This window comes from Marivita hallyeonensis, assembly GCF_900129875.1.
Lineage (GTDB): Bacteria > Pseudomonadota > Alphaproteobacteria > Rhodobacterales > Rhodobacteraceae > Marivita > Marivita hallyeonensis.
The window spans coordinates 217,314-234,306 of the sequence record NZ_FQXC01000003.1; the positions used below are offsets into that span (position 1 = coordinate 217,314).

15 protein-coding genes are annotated in these 16,993 nt (G+C 60.7%); 6 read left to right on the plus strand and 9 right to left on the minus strand.

What is annotated here, in order from left to right:
* Positions 1-51: 51 nt before the first annotated feature.
* The 3 genes from gltB to BUA42_RS10520 are packed head-to-tail and all read right to left on the minus strand — an operon-like array spanning position 52 to position 6,455.
* A complete protein-coding gene (gene gltB / locus BUA42_RS10510) occupies positions 52-4,590 on the minus strand; it encodes a glutamate synthase large subunit (protein WP_072777704.1) in 4,539 nt (1,512 codons plus the stop codon).
* Positions 4,577-5,041: a GFA family protein gene (locus BUA42_RS10515; RefSeq protein ID WP_084066192.1), complete on the minus strand. Its 465-nt coding sequence runs from the start codon at positions 5,039-5,041 to the stop codon at positions 4,577-4,579. The genes gltB and BUA42_RS10515 overlap by 14 nt, the downstream gene beginning before the upstream one ends.
* Positions 5,022-6,455 carry an NAD(P)-dependent oxidoreductase gene (locus BUA42_RS10520; protein ID WP_072777706.1) on the minus strand — a complete coding sequence of 478 codons (1,434 nt, stop codon included), beginning with the start codon at positions 6,453-6,455 and terminating at the stop codon, positions 5,022-5,024. Before BUA42_RS10520 ends, BUA42_RS10515 begins: the two co-directional genes overlap by 20 nt.
* A gap of 219 nt (positions 6,456-6,674) precedes the next feature.
* On the opposite strand from BUA42_RS10520, the gene BUA42_RS10525 reads away from it, so the two are divergent.
* A complete protein-coding gene (locus BUA42_RS10525; protein WP_072777707.1) occupies positions 6,675-7,478 on the plus strand; it encodes an undecaprenyl-diphosphate phosphatase in 804 nt (267 codons plus the stop codon).
* A gap of 85 nt (positions 7,479-7,563) precedes the next feature.
* On the opposite strand, the gene rlmH is transcribed toward BUA42_RS10525, so the two are convergent.
* Entirely contained in the window at positions 7,564-8,037 is a 474-nt protein-coding gene (gene rlmH / locus BUA42_RS10530) for a 23S rRNA (pseudouridine(1915)-N(3))-methyltransferase RlmH (protein WP_072777708.1), read from the minus strand.
* Entirely contained in the window at positions 8,038-8,403 is a 366-nt protein-coding gene (gene rsfS / locus BUA42_RS10535) for a ribosome silencing factor (protein ID WP_342716013.1), read from the minus strand.
* Positions 8,404-8,688: 285 nt separating this feature from the next.
* Between rsfS and BUA42_RS10540 the strand changes: the two genes are divergently transcribed.
* The 4 genes from BUA42_RS10540 to BUA42_RS10555 are packed head-to-tail and all read left to right on the plus strand — an operon-like array spanning position 8,689 to position 11,843.
* Positions 8,689-9,615 (plus strand): AEC family transporter, encoded by a 927-nt coding sequence (locus BUA42_RS10540; RefSeq protein WP_072777710.1) that lies wholly within the window; start codon positions 8,689-8,691, stop codon positions 9,613-9,615.
* A 13-nt stretch (positions 9,616-9,628) separates the two neighbouring features.
* Entirely contained in the window at positions 9,629-10,459 is an 831-nt protein-coding gene (fghA, locus tag BUA42_RS10545) for an S-formylglutathione hydrolase (RefSeq protein WP_072777711.1), read from the plus strand.
* A complete protein-coding gene (locus BUA42_RS10550; protein ID WP_072777712.1) occupies positions 10,456-10,929 on the plus strand; it encodes a YaiI/YqxD family protein in 474 nt (157 codons plus the stop codon). The genes fghA and BUA42_RS10550 overlap by 4 nt, the downstream gene beginning before the upstream one ends.
* Positions 10,926-11,843 carry an ornithine cyclodeaminase family protein gene (locus tag BUA42_RS10555; protein ID WP_072777713.1) on the plus strand — a complete coding sequence of 306 codons (918 nt, stop codon included), beginning with the start codon at positions 10,926-10,928 and terminating at the stop codon, positions 11,841-11,843. The genes BUA42_RS10550 and BUA42_RS10555 overlap by 4 nt, the downstream gene beginning before the upstream one ends.
* On the opposite strand, the gene BUA42_RS10560 is transcribed toward BUA42_RS10555, so the two are convergent.
* The 4 genes from BUA42_RS10560 to BUA42_RS10575 all read right to left on the minus strand — a co-directional run bounded on the left by BUA42_RS10560 (position 11,840) and on the right by BUA42_RS10575 (position 15,815).
* Positions 11,840-13,084, minus strand: coding sequence for an MFS transporter (locus tag BUA42_RS10560; protein ID WP_072777714.1), 1,245 nt, complete (start codon positions 13,082-13,084; stop codon positions 11,840-11,842). The two genes, BUA42_RS10555 and BUA42_RS10560, sit on opposite strands and share 4 nt — an antisense overlap.
* Before the next feature lie 52 nt (positions 13,085-13,136).
* On the minus strand, positions 13,137-13,988 hold the full coding sequence (locus BUA42_RS10565; protein WP_084066193.1) for a C40 family peptidase: 852 nt from the start codon (positions 13,986-13,988) through the stop codon (positions 13,137-13,139).
* Positions 13,985-15,370, minus strand: a complete 1,386-nt coding sequence (locus tag BUA42_RS10570; RefSeq protein ID WP_072777715.1) for a leucyl aminopeptidase family protein — start codon at positions 15,368-15,370, stop codon at positions 13,985-13,987. The genes BUA42_RS10565 and BUA42_RS10570 overlap by 4 nt, the downstream gene beginning before the upstream one ends.
* A gap of 61 nt (positions 15,371-15,431) precedes the next feature.
* The gene (locus BUA42_RS10575; protein ID WP_072777716.1) at positions 15,432-15,815 is read right to left on the minus strand and encodes a hypothetical protein; all 384 of its coding nucleotides are present in this window, start codon (positions 15,813-15,815) and stop codon (positions 15,432-15,434) included.
* 144 nt (positions 15,816-15,959) lie between these two features.
* Here BUA42_RS10575 and BUA42_RS10580 point away from each other — a divergent pair, with 144 nt between their 5' ends.
* Positions 15,960-16,610, plus strand: coding sequence for a carbonic anhydrase (locus BUA42_RS10580; RefSeq protein ID WP_072777717.1), 651 nt, complete (start codon positions 15,960-15,962; stop codon positions 16,608-16,610).
* Positions 16,611-16,993: the final 383 nt, after the last annotated feature.

Genomic DNA, 16,993 nt, shown 5'->3' on the forward strand with positions numbered 1-16,993 from the left:
ACGCAAAAAGCCCGGCACGATGGCCGGGCTTCTTACAAGGTTTAGGTGAGGTCACTCCGCGGGAACGGCCTGATCCTCGATCCCCAAAGGATGCGGGATCTTGTCGAGCATCTCCTTCGGGCAGACCTGCACAAAGTTGCCAAGTTCGATATCCCAATGCTGAAGGATATCCTGACCCTTGCGGCTCATGGTTTCCTCAACATGGCGGTCGATCAATCCTTTCAACTGGTCAATCCAGTGCTCCACGGTTACGGGGCAGGTCACGATGCTCTCCATATTCATCAGTGCTTGTGCCTTTCCATCGGGATCGTAAAGATACGCCATCCCGCCGGTCATACCCGCGCCGAAGTTGGCTCCGATATCGCCAAGGATCACAGCCACACCGCCGGTCATGTATTCACAGCCGTTGGACCCACAGCCTTCGACGACGACCTTCGCGCCCGAGTTTCGCACGGCAAAACGCTCGCCAGCACGGCCTGCTGCAAACAGGTAACCGTCGGTCGCGCCATAAAGGACGGTGTTACCGATGATCGTGTTCTCGGCCGCGACCAAGGGCGACATCATCGGCGGGCGCACCACAATGGTGCCGCCCGACAAACCTTTGCCGACATAGTCATTGGCGTCACCCGACACTTCGAGCTTCAGCCCCGGGGCCGCGAAGGCACCGAGTGACTGTCCCGCCGACCCGGTCAGCTTCACGGTCAAGTGATTCGGCTGCAGCGCATTGCGCATGCCGAAAGACTTCACGATATGCGACGAGGTGCGTGTGCCAACGGTCCGGTGCGTGTTCTGCACCGCGTAGGACAGCTGCATCTTCTCACCATCCTCAAGGAACCGCGCAGCGTCGCGCACGATTTCCGCATCAAGTGTGTCTGGCACCGCGTTGCGCGGCTTGTTGCGGTCGTAGACAATGTCGTCAGACCCGTCGACGCGGATCAGTAGCGGGTTCAGGTCGAGATCATCCAGATGATCCGATCCACGCGACACCTGAGACAGCAGGTCTGCACGCCCGATCACCTCATCAATCGACCGCGCCCCAATCGACGCCAGAACTTCACGCACTTCCTGCGCGTAGAAGGTGATGAGGTTCACCACCTTGTCCGCGTTGCCAGTGAACTTCGCGCGCAGCTCTTCGTCCTGCGTACAAACACCTACGGGACAGGTGTTCGACTGACACTGACGCACCATGATACAGCCCATGGCAATAAGCGCCGCGGTACCGATCCCGTACTCTTCGGCCCCAAGCATTGCCGCCATAACGATATCACGCCCAGTTCGCAGACCACCGTCGGTTCGCAGGGTCACTCGATCCCGCAGCTTGTTCATCGACAGCACCTGATGTGCCTCGGTGAGACCCATCTCCCATGGCAGACCCGCGTATTTGATCGACGTCGCGGGCGACGCACCGGTGCCGCCATTGTGGCCCGAGATCAGGATCACATCCGCCTTGGCCTTCGCCACACCGGCAGCGATGGTACCAACGCCCGAGGACGCGACCAGCTTCACCGTCACCTTGCAGCGCGGGTTGATCTGCTTGAGATCGTAGATCAGCTGCGCAAGGTCTTCGATCGAGTAGATATCGTGGTGCGGCGGTGGGGAAATCAGCGTCACACCTTTGGTCGAATGGCGCAGGCGGGCAATGAGGTCGGTGACCTTCATCCCCGGAAGCTGACCACCCTCACCGGGCTTTGCGCCCTGCGCAACCTTGATTTCAAGCTCTTCGCACTGGTTCAGGTACTCGGCGGTCACACCAAAGCGGCCCGACGCCACCTGCTTGATCTTCGCAGACGGATTGTCGCCGTTCGGTTCCGGCACGAAATGCGCCGGATCTTCACCGCCTTCACCGCTGTCGGACTTCGCCCCGATCCGGTTCATCGCCACGTTCAGTGTCTTATGCGCCTCTGGCGACAGCGCGCCAAGCGACATGCCCGGTGTCACGAACCGCTTACGGATCGATGTGATCGACTCGACCTGCTCCAGCGGGATCGCGTCACCCAGAGGCTTGATCGCCAGAAGGTCGCGCAGATGGATCGGCGGATTGGCCTGCATCGCCTTGGAATAGGTCTTCCAAATCTCGAAGGACGCCTTGTTGCACGCCATCTGCATGAGGTGCATCGTCTGCGCGCCCCAGGCATGGGTCTCGCCCGACTTCCGCGCCTTGTAGAAGCCGCCAATTGGCAGAACATCCTGACCACCGCGGAAACCCAGCGCGTGGATTTCCTCAGCCTTGTGCTGAAGACCCGCAAGCCCAATACCCGAAATCCGGCTCAGCATGCCCGGGAAATACTCTGCGCACATTGCGCGGCTCAGACCGACGGCCTCGAAGTTAAGACCACCGCGATACGAGGAAATCACCGAGATCCCCATCTTCGACATGATCTTCAAGAGACCCTGATCGATCGCGTCTCGATACTTCTTCACCGCTTCCGTCAGCGATACGTCCAACAGCCCGCGGTTGATCCGATCAGCCAGAGAATCCTCGGCCAGATACGCGTTCACCACCGTGGCGCCCGCGCCAATCAGCACCGCAAAGTAATGCGGATCGATACATTCGGCGGATCGCACGTTGATCGACGTGAATGTTCGCAACCCCTTGCGTGTCAGGTGGCTGTGCACTGCGCTGGTGGCAAGGATCATCGGCATTGCGACCTTGTCCGCGCTGGCGTGCTCGTCGGTGAGGATGATATGCCCAGCGCCGGAGCGCACGGCGTCTTCCGCCTCGGACCGCACCCGCTCCAACGCGTCGCGCAGGGCGTTCTGACCTTTGCCCGCTGGGAAGGTACAATCGATCTCGACCAGACCGGCGTTGAAATGCTTGGTGAGTTCCTTGAACTGCGCGTTGCCGACGAACGGGCTGTCCAACACCAAAATCTCGGTCTGTGCACTCGACTCGTCCAACACGTTCTTCAGGTTACCGAACCGCGTCTTGAGGCTCATCACGCGATATTCGCGAAGCGAGTCAATCGGCGGGTTGGTCACCTGGCTGAAATTCTGGCGGAAGTAGTGCGACAGCGGGCGGTACTTCTTGGACAGGACCGCGGACGGAGTATCATCACCCATCGACGCGACGACCTCTTTGCCATCCTCCGCCATCGGCGCGAGGATCTGCTCGAGTTCCTCAATGGTATAGCCTGCCGCAATCTGCCGACGGCGCAATTCCGCACCTTCGAAGATCGGTTGCTCGGTTACCTTGGCAAGTTCGTCGTCCAACTCGTTGATCTTGCCGACCCAGTCGCCGAACGGCTGGCTTGCTGCGAGTTTGTCCTTGATCTCCACGTCGTGGTAGAGCTTGCCCTCGGCCATATCGACCGCCAGCAACTGACCCGGCCCCAACGCACCCTTCTCGCGCACGGTGGCTTCGTCGATGGGCACCATACCCGCTTCGGACCCGGCAATCAGCAGGTTGTCCCCCGTCACGACATAGCGCATCGGGCGCAGCCCGTTCCGGTCAAGCCCAGCGCAAACCCAACGCCCGTCCGTCATCGCCAAAGCGGCAGGGCCATCCCATGGCTCCATCACGGAGTTGCAATAGGAATACATGTCCCGCCACGCCTGCGGCAGTTCCACCGCCTGCTTGGACCACGACTCAGGCACCAGCATCGTCTTCGCCATCGGAGCATTTCGGCCTGCCCGCACCAGAACCTCGAACACGGCATCCAACGCTGCCGAATCCGAAGCGCCATTCGCGATGATCGGCTTGATGTCTTCGGCCAGGTCCCCAAACGCGCCCGAAGCCATGCGGATCTCGTGGCTCTTCATCCAGTTCACGTTGCCCTTGAGCGTGTTGATCTCACCATTATGCGCCAGCATGCGGAAGGGCTGCGCCAACCACCACTGTGGGAATGTATTCGTGGAATAGCGCTGGTGATAAATCGCGAACGCGCTCTCGAACCGTTCGTCCTGCAGGTCGGGATAGAACTCCGCCACCTGCTCGGCCAGCATCATGCCCTTGTAGATGATCGACCGGCAGGACAGCGACGCAATGTAGAGCTGCCCGATCCCAGCCGCCCCAGCCGCTTTCTCGATCCGGCGACGGATGACGTACAGTTCGCGCTCGAACGTCTCTTCATCGACGCCCTTCGAGTTCGAGATGATGATCTGCTCGATCTCGGGCCGCGTCGCATTCGCCTTCTCGCCAAGGCAATAAATGCTCACCGGCACATGCCGCCAACCATAGATGTAATAGCCCATCCGAAGGACTTCGGTTTCGACGATGGTCCGGCAGGTTTCCTGCGCGCCAAAGTCGGTGCGCGGCAGGAACACCTGACCAATCGCCATCAACTCGTCTTTGCGCGGCTCGTGGCCGGTGCGCTTGATCTGGTCGTAGAAGAATGGTGCCGGGATTTGCACGTGGATACCCGCGCCATCGCCGGTCTTGCCATCGGCATCGACAGCACCCCGGTGCCAAATGGCTTTCAACGCATCGATGCCCGCCTCGACCACCTTGCGCGACGGTTTGCCATCAAGTGACACGACAAGGCCCACACCACAGGACGAATGCTCTTCTTCCTCGGAATACAGCCCGTTCTCCGCCAGCCATTTCCGCTTGGCTTCCTCGGCAGCTGCCCAGTTCGCATCATACTTGGTCATGGCGTTTCTCCTTTTCCAAAAACGCAGCCAGCTGCGCTTTCATTTCTGCTTCGGTCCGCTGCGTTGCACCTTCAAAAGGCGAAAGCCAGGCAGGCCGGTAATCCACGAAAATCTCTTCTGTGATGGTCACGTCGCTTTGATCGTCGACAAGACCCAGGGCAACGAACGCAACAGAGCGACCTGTCAGTTTCCAGTAAAGCGTAGAGCCGCACGTCTCACACACCGCTCGGTCGCCCCAGTCACTGTGATTGTAGGTCCGGATATGATCCTCACCGGTCAACTCCAGGTCCCGGACCCGCACAGCGAATAGCGGCCCGCCCCCTGTCCATCGTTGACACTGGGTACAATGGCAGGCCTGTGCCGTCTCATCCACGTCACCGCGGAAGGACACCGCACCGCACAAGCACTGACCGGTCTTCAAGGCCACCGCTCTACTCCGCAGCCACGGCACTCGCGCCGTTCAACTGCTGAAGCACCGCTTCAGCGCAATCGCGCCCGTCGCGGATCGCCCAAACGACAAGCGAGGCACCGCGCACGATATCACCCACAGCATACACACCCGGCAACGCGGTCGCACCGGTGGTGAACTCTGCCTTCACCGTGCCCCAACGCGTCACTTCCAGCCCATCGACCCCCCAGAGCTTCGGGAGCTCTTCCGGCTCAAAGCCCAGCGCCTTGATGACCAGATCGGCAGGTTCGACATAATCGGACCCCTCGATCACCTCCGGCATCTGACGACCCGTCGCATCCGGCAGACCAAGACGCATCCGCTGCACCATCACGCCTTCGACCGGATCACCGACAAAGCCTTTTGGCGCGGTCAGCCATTCGAATTGCACACCCTCTTCCTCGGCGTTCTGCACTTCACGCTGCGACCCCGGCATGTTCGCGCGGTCCCGGCGGTAAAGACATTTCACCGACTCGGCCCCCTGACGGATCGCGGTGCGCACGCAGTCCATTGCAGTATCACCGCCGCCGATCACCACAATTTTCTTGCCCTCGGCATTCAGCTCGCCGCTATCGAACTCCGGCACCTCGTCGCCAAAGCTCTTGCGGTTCGAGGCGGTCAGGTAATCGAGCGCTTTCACGATGCCATCCGAACCAGAGCCCGGGCCGCCCAGATCGCGCGACTTGTACACACCGGTCGCAATGATCACCGCATCATGCTTCGCGCGGATATCGTCGAACGAGATATCCTCACCCACATTGCAGTTCAGAACGAACTCGACACCACCCTGCTCCAACTGCTCGTTCCGGCGCATCACGACGGGCTTTTCCAACTTGAACCCAGGAATACCGTAAGTGAGCAGCCCGCCGGCACGGTCGTAGCGGTCGTAAACCGTGACCTGCACACCCTGCCGCCGCAGCACGTCCGCCGCGGCCAATCCACCCGGTCCGGCACCGATGATTCCAACGCTCTCCGACCGTTCCTGCGCCGGCTTGATCGGCTGCACCCAGCCTTCTTCCCAGGCGGTATCGGTGATGTACTTCTCGACCGACCCGATCGTCACCGTGCCGTGGCCTGACTGTTCGATCACGCAGTTGCCTTCGCACAGGCGGTCCTGCGGGCAGATACGGCCACAGATCTCGGGGAAGGTGTTGGTCGCCTGTGACACCTCATAGGCTTCCTGCAGGCGTCCTTCGGCGGTCAGGCGCAACCAGTCGGGAATGTTGTTGTGCAACGGGCAATGCGACTGGCAATAGGGCACCCCGCACTGCGAACAGCGGCTGGCCTGTTCTTTCGCCTTCGCATCGGCATATTCGGCATAGATCTCATGGAAGTCCTCGCGCCGCTCTTCCGCGTCGCGTTTCGCAGGCATGTCACGTGGCACCTGCACAAACTTCAGCATCGGCTGCTTGGCCATTGTACGATCCTTCCCTGAGTGTGGTCGCGCCTGAATAAACAAGTACCGCGCGAAAGAAAAGTAAAAAGCACTGACCTATTTTGGGGTTTCTCGCCGAATTCTGCAGATTTTCATGCTGCATCGCGGCTAAATTAGGTCCGATACGGACTTAATTTAGCGCTTTCCCCTGATTTCTATAGCCTTATACCCGGGCCTGATTTCTGTAGCGGATCCGCATTCATGGCCCTGACACACCTGTTCATTCTCGCGTTGATCCAGGGCGTGACCGAATTCCTGCCGATTTCGTCCTCCGGACACCTGATTCTTCTGCCGAATCTCACCGGCATGGACGATCAGGGACAGATCATCGATGTCGCGGTTCATGTTGGCACGCTTTTTGCGGTGATCCTCTATTTCTGGAGCGATGTGAAAACCATCGGCCACGGCATGATCCGCCTTGTCCGCGGAAAGATCGACACGCAAGGCGCGTTCTGGGCCCTGTGTCTTCTGATCGCGACAATTCCGGTGACCCTTTTTGGTCTGCTCCTGAACCTGACCGGCTGGGATCAGGCCCTGCGATCCACGGCAGTCATCGGTTGGACCATGTTGATCTTCGGTCTGGTGCTCTACTGGGCCGACCAGACCGGACCGGAAACCAAACAAGCAAGCAACTGGAGTCTCAAAGACGCGGCGATCATGGGCCTCTGGCAAGCGCTTGCCCTCATCCCCGGAACGTCGAGGTCGGGTATCACGATCACGGCCGGTCGGCAGCTCGGCTACGACCGCGAAAGCGCGGCGCGGCTTGCGATGCTGATGTCGATCCCCACGATCTTCGCCTCGGGCATCCTGCTCAGCGCGCATGTGGTGAAGGATGCCGACCTGGCGGCCGCGCGCGATGGCGCAATCGCGGCGGTGTTCGCTTTTCTCGCCGCGCTCGCCGCGCTTGCACTCATGTTCAGGCTGCTCAAATCGGTCAGCTTCACCCCGTATGTGATCTACCGCGTGGTCCTCGGGATCATTCTACTGGCAATCGCGTATACCTGATTTTCTTCCGGCCCCAAATATCCCGGAGGGGTCTGGGGAGGCAGCGCCTCCCCAGCCTGTCGGATTGGCGCAGCCAATTCGAAACCTATTCCCGATGGTAAGGCGTACCCGCCACAATCGATGCGGCCCGGTACAGCTGTTCGGCCAGCATCACGCGCACGAGCTTGTGCGGCCAGACCATCTTGCCGAATGACAGCAGCAGATCGGCCTCCGCACGGAGCGACGGATCGATCCCATCGGCCCCACCGATCACAAAGGTGACGTCCCCCCGGCCCTGATCGGCCCAACCCCGCATCTTTTTCGCGAAATCCGGAGAGGTTATCAGCGCCCCGCGCTCGTCTAGGCAAACGACAAGTGAACCGGACGGAATGGCCGCGCGCAAAAGCTGCGCCTCGGACGCCATTCCACCGTTCTTTTTGTCTTCGATCTCCGTCTCTCCGCCGAACCGCCAACCAAGGCTGCGCCCGGTTTGCGAAAAGCGCGCCAGATAGTCATCGACCAGCGCGCGCTCTTCGGATCGGCCCGAAAGCCGGCCAACGGCGCGAAGATGGACGCGCATTTAGCTTGTCTGCGCTGCTCCAGCCGGAAGCCACATTTTTTCCAACTGGTAAAATTCCCGAACCTCGGGCCGGAACACGTGCACGATCACATCACCTGTGTCGATCAGCACCCAGTCGCCCGCATCCTTGCCTTCGATCTTGGACAGGACGCCAAGGTCGGACTTCAGCGTCTCAACCAGCTTTTCGGCAAGCGCCGTCACCTGCCGGGTCGAACGCCCCGAGCAAACGACCATATGGTCGCCAATGGCCGACTTTCCGCGCAGGTCGATCTGCACGATATCTTCGGCCTTGTTTTCGTGAAGTTCCTCAAGGATTGCCGCGAGCAACGCGTCGCTGGCAGATCCGTTTCCGGGTGTGCCGGTCACCGGCAGACCCCCGTCAGTAGCCTTGGCCACATCCGTTTGTAGAGACAGGACATCGTCCTCCTTAAATGAAACGCCGCGAACCCCGGCGCTGGATAGGTAAAAAATAGCACCTGGCATGTGAATTCTCAATGACTGGCGCGGAAAGAAGTGACAAGTGGCACAATCTTGCGCCGCGAATGCTGCCGACGCAGGCGGGCGCGGCGCGGGACACGCGGGTCAAGCGATCTTGAACTTCGCCCTTTCCGTGAATTGACCCCGCCCGCCTGCGTGGTAACACGGGCGGATATGCTCGCCATCTTCCTACAGACGCTGCCGTTTTTCGCTCTCATCGCCGTCGGATACGGCGCGGGGAAGACCGGCTTCTTCACGGCGGACGCCACGGCCTACCTGACCAAGTTCGTGTTCTACTTTGCCCTGTCGGCCATGTTGTTCCGCTTTTCGGCCAACCTGTCACTGGCCGAGATCTTCGATTGGCGCATCGCCGCGGGCTACCTTTGGGGCACCGCATTTGTCTTCGGCATCGGCATGGCCGTGGGGTTCCTGCGCGGCATGGACACCGCAACTGCCGGGTTCGAAGGGCAGGTTGCGGCCATCGGCAACACCGGATTCCTTGGCGTTCCGATGCTGGCTCTGCTCATGGGCGAAGCCGCCGTGGCACCGATCATTCTTGTTCTAACCATTGATCTTGTCGTGTTCTCTTCGCTGATCGTGATTCTCGTCGTGGGTTCGCGAGAGGGCGGCACGTCACTCGGCATCTTCAAGACCGTGTGTCTCGGTTTGCTCAAGAACCCGATGATTGTCTCGATTGTCTTGGGCTTCATGGTCTCGACCACGGGCCTGCCGATCCCCGACCCCGTAAACGAATTCGTCGGCATCCTCGGTGCCGCCGCCACGCCCGGCGCGCTCTTTGCGATTGGCGCGTCGCTCGCCACCAAATCGGCAGAACGCATGACCATCGCGATCTGGCTCAGCTTCTGCAAACTGGTCATTCATCCTGCGGCCGTGGCGCTGGGCGTCTACTTCCTTTTCCCCTCCGACCCCTACAAGGCAGGCGTCGTTGTAGCAGCCGCCGCCTTGCCGGTTGCCGGGAATGTGTTCATCCTGGCCCAACACTACGGCGTGGCGCCGCAACGGGTCTCTGCGTCGATTCTGATTTCCACGGCGGTGAGCATTCTCACCGTGTCTTTTGTGATCTCACAAGTTCTGGTCTAGGAGGAAACCACCGATGGAAACCGTATCGGAGAATGTCTGTTTCGACGGCGTGCAGGGTGTGTACACCCACCGGTCCGAGGTGTGCGCCTGCGACATGACCTTCGGCCTATACCTGCCGCCGCAGGCCAAATCGGGCCCAGTGCCGGTCTTGTGGTATCTCTCCGGCCTGACCTGCACCCATGAAAACGCCATGACCAAGTCCGCCGCACAGGGCTTTGCGGCCGATGCGGGCCTCGCGCTGGTATTCCCCGACACCTCCCCGCGCGGAGCCGATGTCGCCGATGACGACGCCTACGATCTTGGCAAGGGTGCCGGTTTCTACGTCAACGCGACGCAAGACCCGTGGACCCCGCATTTCCGCATGTGGGATTACGTGTCGCAAGAACTGCCCGAGCTGCTGGGCAAGGAATTCGCCGTCGATCTCGACCGTCAGGCCATCACAGGGCATTCGATGGGAGGGCACGGTGCGTTGACCATTGCGATGGCGCACCCGAACCGTTTCGCGTCGGTGTCGGCTTTCGCACCGATCGCCAACCCCAGCCAAAGCGATTGGGGTCGCAAACAGCTGTCTGCTTATCTGGGCGATGATGACGCCGCATGGGCGAAGCATGACGCAACGCGCCAAATGGAAGCCGTCGGCTTCGACGGTCCGATCCTGATCGATCAGGGTGGATCGGATCAGTTTCTTGACCTGCTCAAACCCGAGGCCCTCGCCCACGCGATGACCACACGACGGCAGAATAGCGTGTTCCGCATGCAAAAAGGGTACGATCACTCCTACTTCTTCGTATCGACCTTCATCCCCGACCACATCGCGTTTCACGCGGACGCGCTGGGACTGTGACGCGGCTTTTCGTCGACGCCGATGCTTGCCCGGTAAAGTCCGAGGCTGAACGGGTCGCCACCCGGCACAAAGCCAAGATGTACCTTGTGTCGAACGGTGGACTAAGGCCGTCGCAGAACCCCTTTGTCGAAAACGTCATTGTTCCGGACGGGCCGGACGTGGCCGACATGTGGATCGCAGAGCGCGCCGGACCGGGCGATGTGGTAATCACCGGGGACATCCCGCTGGCGGCCCGATGTGTCGAAAACGGTGCGCGCGTGCTGAAACACAATGGCGAAGCGCTGACCATGAAAAATGTGGGACAGGCCTTGGCAACACGCGACCTGATGACCGACTTGCGCGCGGCGGATCCCTTCCGGCAGGGTGGCGGACGACCGTTCTCAAAGGCGGATCGGTCACGCTTCCTCGATGCGCTGGAGCGCGAGATGCGCGCGGCGTCAAAAGAAGCGACTTCGGAGCAACAGCCATGACCACACCGGACATCATCCCGTTCACCGAAGGCGAAGCGCAGCTGGATTGGCTTGGTCTGACCGACGCGATTGCCGAAGGGCATGATCTTCCCAAGGCCGAGATCGCCGACAGCTTTCTGTACCGAAGGGACGACACCCTACTGAACCGCGCGGCCTGGATCGACGGGCTGGGGCTTGCCGTCAAATCGGCGACCATTTTCCCCGGAAACGCAGCGCACAACCTGCCCGCGGTAAACGGTGGCGTCTGCCTCTATGCCGACAACACCGGCGTGCTTGACGCGATTGTCGATTTCCACCTCGTCACCAAATGGAAAACCGCTGGAGACAGCTTGCTCGCGGCGCGACACCTTGCGCGTCCGGACAGCAATAACATTGTGATCCTTGGCGCGGGCACGGTTGCCGAGTCTCTGGTCGAAGCGTATTCGGCAGCATTCCCGGACGCGCGGTTCCACATCTGGAATCGGACACCATCACGCGCGGACGATTTGGCGACACGCTTTGAGCACGCCTCTGTTGCAACAGATCTGCAGTCAGCCGTTGCTGAGGCCGATATCGTCTGTTGCGCCACCATGTCGACAGAGCCTGTTCTAAAGGGTGAATGGTTACAACCGGGAACCCATGTCGATCTCATCGGGGCATACCGCCCGGATATGCGGGAGGCGGACGACACTGCCCTGACCCGAGCCCGGATTTTCGTCGACAGCCTCGACACCACGATAGGTCATATCGGTGAGCTCAAGGACCCGATTGCGCGCGGCGTAATCTCGGAGGCGGATATTGTGGCGGATTACTACGATCTCGCCCGTTTCGAACGCCGTTCGGACGACGACATCACGCTCTTCAAGAACGGCGGCGGTGCGCATCTCGACCTTATGGTCAGCCGCTACATCCTCGACCGCTGGCGCGCGCGTTAGGCCGCGGCAGGGATCTGCGTGCGCGATTCGCGGATTGGCAGATGCACAATGGCGCTCAGCGCACCCACACCAACGCCGATCCACCAGACCAGGGTGTAATCGCCGTAGACATCGTACATCCGCCCCCCCAACCAGACGCCAAGGAAGCCGCCCAGTTGATGGCTGAAGAAGACGATTCCGTAGAGCGTACCCATGTAGCGCAGCCCGTAGATATGCGCGACAAGGCCTGAAGTCAGCGGAACTGTAGCCAACCAAAGCGCGCCCATGACGGCAGAAAAGATGATGACAGAGGTCGGCGTGATCGGAAGCAGGATAAATATGGCGGCGGCAATGGTGCGACCAGTGTAAATTCCGGCAAGCAGGTATTTCTTTGTATAGCGCTTGCCCGCCCAACCAGCGGCCAAGGTGCCGAAGATGTTCATCAGGCCGACCAGCGAAATCGCAACTGCGCCCAGCGCCGAGGTTGTCGTGATCCCGATACTGTGAAGTACACCGCCCGGCGCAATCGGGCCACACAGTTCGGTCACGAAGGCCGGGAAATGCGCTGTAATGAATGCCAATTGATACCCGCAGGAAAAGAAGCCGATGAAGATCAGCGCAAAGGACGGATCGCGGGCGGCGCGGGTCAGTACAGTGCCCATGCTCTCTTCAAGCTCGATCTTGCTGGCCAACGGTGTGGGCGACCGCATGAAAGGCAGGACAAGTAGCGTGGCCAGAATGAAGGCGGCGAACCAGAGGAACACCATCTGCCAACTCATCAGTGTCAGCATCCACTCTGCCACCGGCGCGCCAAAGACCTGCCCGACGCTCCCCGCCGCAGTGGCGATGGCAAGGCTCATCGACCGGTTTTCATCCGTGCTGGCCCGTCCGACCACGGCAAGGATGACGCCAAACCCCGTGCCAGCGACACCGAAGCCGACCAGCACCTCGTATAGCTGATGCGCTTCCGGCGTCACGGCAGCGGACGACAGCACCAATCCAGCCGCGTAGATCAACGCCCCAAGGATGATGGCCTTGCGATCCCCGATCTTCTCGGCCAACGCGCCGAAGATCGGCTGCCCGATGCCCCATGCGAGGTTCTGGATCGCAATGGCGAGCGAAAACTCGGACCGCAACCATCCGAACTCATCGGCAATCGGGATCTGAAACACACCAAAGCTCGCCCGGATGGCGAACGAGACGATGATAATGATACACCCGCCGATCAAAACGGGCGTGAAGATCGAGGCTCTCTGGTCCATGTGGCTCTCCGTAGCCGTGCGACGCTGGCGTCGCTATCGGCCGAGGTCAACCCTATTTCAGGCGCGCGTGCCTCAGGAGCATGCCATCGCCCTGCGCCGCAATGCGATCCAACGCGTCGGTCAACGGTTCAAAGGCCACGGCCATATGGTGGGCATTCGCATGCAGCAGCGTCGCTTCATCGGCAATCCACGTCACATGTCCCCTCCAGAAGAACAGATCCCCCCGCTTGGGCGGCGTGTCGCGATCAAGGGTTTCCCCCAAAACCTCCGCTTGCTGGTCACTGTCGCCGGGGCACGGGATGCCGCAGGCGCGGCAGGCAATCTGCACCAAACCAGAACAATCGATCCCGAAAGCGGAATTCCCACCCCAAACATACGGCGTGCCCAGCAACCGCTCCGCAACGCTCACCGGGTCAGGCTCTGGCGTGTCCAGCGGCGCAAGATGTGGTGCGGGAACGAACAGATCATGCGGTGCACCGATCACGCGGGCCCAGCCATCCGCGATATCGCGCACAATCACCTCAGACCCAAGCGACAGCGGAACCTGTTCGGTCTTCGTGTCCTTGAAGACAGGCCGCGCCATTGCAACGGTCTGGCGCGCACACACCCGATGCGTGGCTGAGCTGTCGACGGGCTGCAACATGTGCGCCTCAACATAGCCGGTATAGCCATCGGCACGCGCGAACCCGAAGGCAAACCCCTTATTCACGTCCAACACGCAAAAGGTTTGCCCCCACAGAAGCTCACGATCCCGTTCGGCAGTCGGCGAACCGCGCAACGCCACCAAGGGCGGCCAGGTCACACGATGATCGACCCCATCGGCAAAGCTTTTGGCATCGACCTGCCCCCTGAGGCTGCTATGCGCAACCTCGCCGTTGGACCAAAGCGACCTTCGATCGGTCATAGGTCCAGAAGTGTCGGCAGCGCATCGAAAAGCGCCCTTGCGCCTTGCAACGCACCGCCCTTCGGACGACCCGGAGCAGCAGATGGCTGCCAGCCATAGATGTCGAAATGCATGTACCGATCTTCTTCACCGACAAAGCGCCGCAGGAACAGCGCCGCAGTGATGGCGCCTGCGAACCCGCCCTTCGGCGCATTGTCCAGATCAGCGATGCCCGGTTCGATGATCTCCTCGTAGGCGTCGTGGAACGGCAGCCGCCAGACCGGATCCGCCATCCGGCGCGCCGACAGGTCAAGTGACGTGGCCGCAACATCGTCATCCGTAAAATACGGTGCAAGATCCGGTCCAACCGCGACGCGGGCCGCTCCGGTCAGTGTTGCCATGGAGACGATCAAATTGGGCTCCGCTTCCGAAGCCAGCGTGAGCGCATCCGCCAGCACCAACCGCCCTTCCGCATCGGTGTTGTTGATCTCAACGGTAAGCCCTTTGCGCGACGTCAGGATGTCCTGCGGTCGGAAGCTGTTGCCACTCACCGAGTTTTCCACGGCTGGAACAAGCACCCGCAGACGAAGCTGAAGCCCCGACGCCATGATCATATGGGCAAGGCCCAGCACATTGGCCGCGCCACCCATGTCCTTCTTCATCAGCCCCATGGACGCGCCAGGCTTGAGGTTCAGACCACCGGTGTCAAAGCACACGCCTTTTCCCACCAAGGTCAGGCGCGGTCCCACCGAACCCCAAGACATATCGATCAAGCGCGGCGCGCGGTCCGCAGCGCGCCCCACAGCATGGATCATGGGAAAGTTTTCCGCGACCAGCGCATCGCCCGTCGTGACCGTGATGGTCGCCTCGTGCTGTTCCGCCAAAGCCCGCGCCGCAGCTTCAAGCTCTTCGGGGCCCATGTCCGATGAGGGCGTGTTGATCAGGTCGCGCGTCAGGAATTCTGCCTCCGCCAGAATGACAATCCGCGCGGCGTCGATCCCCTTGGGCGCGACAAGCGTTGGGACATCGGACTTCGCTTCGCGATACCGATTGAAACTGTAAGAACCAAGGAGCCAACCTAGGGCTTCCTCTTCAAGCTTTTCGTCGGGCACGCCGCTTTCAATCCGGTAGGCACCCGGGGCCAGCGCCGTCATCGCCGCCGCCACCGCAAACCGACCCCGCTTGCGCTTTGCCTCCGCCCCGTAGCCGACAAGCGCCGCCACCGGCTTTCCGTCCGGACCGGGGATCATGAGGGCCGACCCGATTGCGCCCTTGAAGCCACTGGCCTTGACCCAGGTCCGGACCTGATCGCTTTGCTGCCCCGCCCAAAGCGCCACCTCGTCTGCGTCGAGCACATGAAGCGGCAGCGCCGCCGCGTTGTCAGGCGCAAATGCGACCTTCATGGAATTCCCCTTCTCCGATGTTCGGAAAAGGTACGCGCCTAAACAGCCGCCGCAAGTGGAATCAGACCGACAAGTCCATCCCAAGGTCGGCGCAGGAAATCGCGAGTTCCCCGCTGCGCAACAAACGGCAGAGAGTTGCGGCAATCGAAACGCCCTCCCCCCGATCAACGCAGATGAGAACATCCCGCGCAATCGATGACACAGCGGGCAGGCCGATCTGTTCTGCAATCGGAATCAGGGACCGTACGGACTTGCGCAGTGCGGTTTCGTTGCCTTCGCTGTATTCGTCCCGGATTTGGTTGAGGCGCGCTGCCATGTCTTCCAGCGCGCGGCAGAGGATGTTCTCGGCCACATTGGGGCCAAGGTCACGGCTGAGTGCGTTCAGCGTGTCTTCGTCGAAGAATGCGGTGTCATGCGGATGCAGAATAGAAATTTGCTCCACCATCTTGTGTCCTTTCTCACCCCAACCGGCCTGACCCTATCGCAGCCGGGCCTTACGAACCGGTAACCCCCGCGACGGTTTTTCCCTCGAATTCCTTTCAATTTCCTCGTATCCCGCTCCAAACGACGATTGCGAGGCGGAGGATTCATGAACGCCGCGAAACCGCTGCCTGCCTATCTGATCCAGCGCTATCAGGGCTGGAAAGCGACAACCTATTCAGACAACCGGGCTTGGTACAAACGTCTCGCAACCGAAGGCCAGCGTCCGCGTGCCATGGTGGTGTCCTGCTGCGACAGCCGCGTGCACGTCACCTCGATCTTTGGCGCAGATCAGGGCGAGTTCTTCATTCACCGCAACGTAGCGAACCTGGTGCCGCCATACGAGCCGGACGGTGATCACCACGGCACGTCGGCCGCCGTGGAATATGCGGTTACGGCCCTCAAGGTCGCGCATCTGATCGTTCTGGGCCATTCACAATGCGGCGGGGTGCAGGGCTGTCTCGACATGTGCTCGGGCAACGCACCACATCTTGAGGAAACATCGAGTTTCGTCGGCCGCTGGATGGACATCCTCCGACCCGGTTACGAACGCGTCAAGGCCGCCAACAAAGCCGAAGATCAGGTTCGCGCGTTGGAAAAGGAATCGGTGATCGTTTCGCTGGAAAACCTGATGACCTTCCCCTTCGTGAAAGAGGCGGTCGACGGAAACACTCTGTCACTACACGGCCTCTGGACCGATATAGGCGAAGGCGGTCTGGAATACTTCGAACCGAAAACCCGGTCGTTCAAACCCGTCTGATCAGCTCTGCAAGGTGGCGCTGGCGCCGGAACAGTCGCTGCGCAGCTTGGGACGCCCAAGGCGAAGCGCCAGACGGGCCAAGGGCGAACCAATCATTGCCCCAGTGCACACGGGTTTTCCGGTCTCGTCAGCCAAGACCAAGTGACCGTGGCGAAACGTGATCTCGAACCCTTTTGTTTTAAGGCGCCTGCATAGATCACCCCAGCTTTGCGCGCATTCGAAGTGGGGCAGCAGGACCGTTCGCAGCAACATCGCTGTTTCGCTATCCAACGGGGCGGGCATCGGAACCGTGCTGTCTGCCACAATCGGGCCGGTCTGGGCTGTCATTTTGATCACCTGAACTTTCACACATCTCAAAGGCTGCGTGTGAAATGCGGCAGAAT

What these genes read in the sequence shown, in the direction of transcription:
- BUA42_RS10555 (WP_072777713.1), top strand. Translation starts at nt 10,926, where the DNA reads ATGACCACACCGGACATCATCCCGTTCACCGAAGGCGAAGCGCAGCTG.
- BUA42_RS10580 (WP_072777717.1), top strand. Translation starts at nt 15,960, where the DNA reads ATGAACGCCGCGAAACCGCTGCCTGCCTATCTGATCCAGCGCTATCAG.
- BUA42_RS10570 (WP_072777715.1), bottom strand. Translation starts at nt 15,370, where the DNA reads ATGAAGGTCGCATTTGCGCCTGACAACGCGGCGGCGCTGCCGCTTCAT.
- BUA42_RS10540 (WP_072777710.1), top strand. Translation starts at nt 8,689, where the DNA reads ATGCTCGCCATCTTCCTACAGACGCTGCCGTTTTTCGCTCTCATCGCC.
- BUA42_RS10560 (WP_072777714.1), bottom strand. Translation starts at nt 13,084, where the DNA reads ATGGACCAGAGAGCCTCGATCTTCACGCCCGTTTTGATCGGCGGGTGT.
- BUA42_RS10520 (WP_072777706.1), bottom strand. Translation starts at nt 6,455, where the DNA reads ATGGCCAAGCAGCCGATGCTGAAGTTTGTGCAGGTGCCACGTGACATG.
- rlmH (WP_072777708.1), bottom strand. Translation starts at nt 8,037, where the DNA reads ATGCGCGTCCATCTTCGCGCCGTTGGCCGGCTTTCGGGCCGATCCGAA.
- BUA42_RS10565 (WP_084066193.1), bottom strand. Translation starts at nt 13,988, where the DNA reads ATGACCGATCGAAGGTCGCTTTGGTCCAACGGCGAGGTTGCGCATAGC.
- BUA42_RS10575 (WP_072777716.1), bottom strand. Translation starts at nt 15,815, where the DNA reads ATGGTGGAGCAAATTTCTATTCTGCATCCGCATGACACCGCATTCTTC.
- BUA42_RS10525 (WP_072777707.1), top strand. Translation starts at nt 6,675, where the DNA reads ATGGCCCTGACACACCTGTTCATTCTCGCGTTGATCCAGGGCGTGACC.
- fghA (WP_072777711.1), top strand. Translation starts at nt 9,629, where the DNA reads ATGGAAACCGTATCGGAGAATGTCTGTTTCGACGGCGTGCAGGGTGTG.
- gltB (WP_072777704.1), bottom strand. Translation starts at nt 4,590, where the DNA reads ATGACCAAGTATGATGCGAACTGGGCAGCTGCCGAGGAAGCCAAGCGG.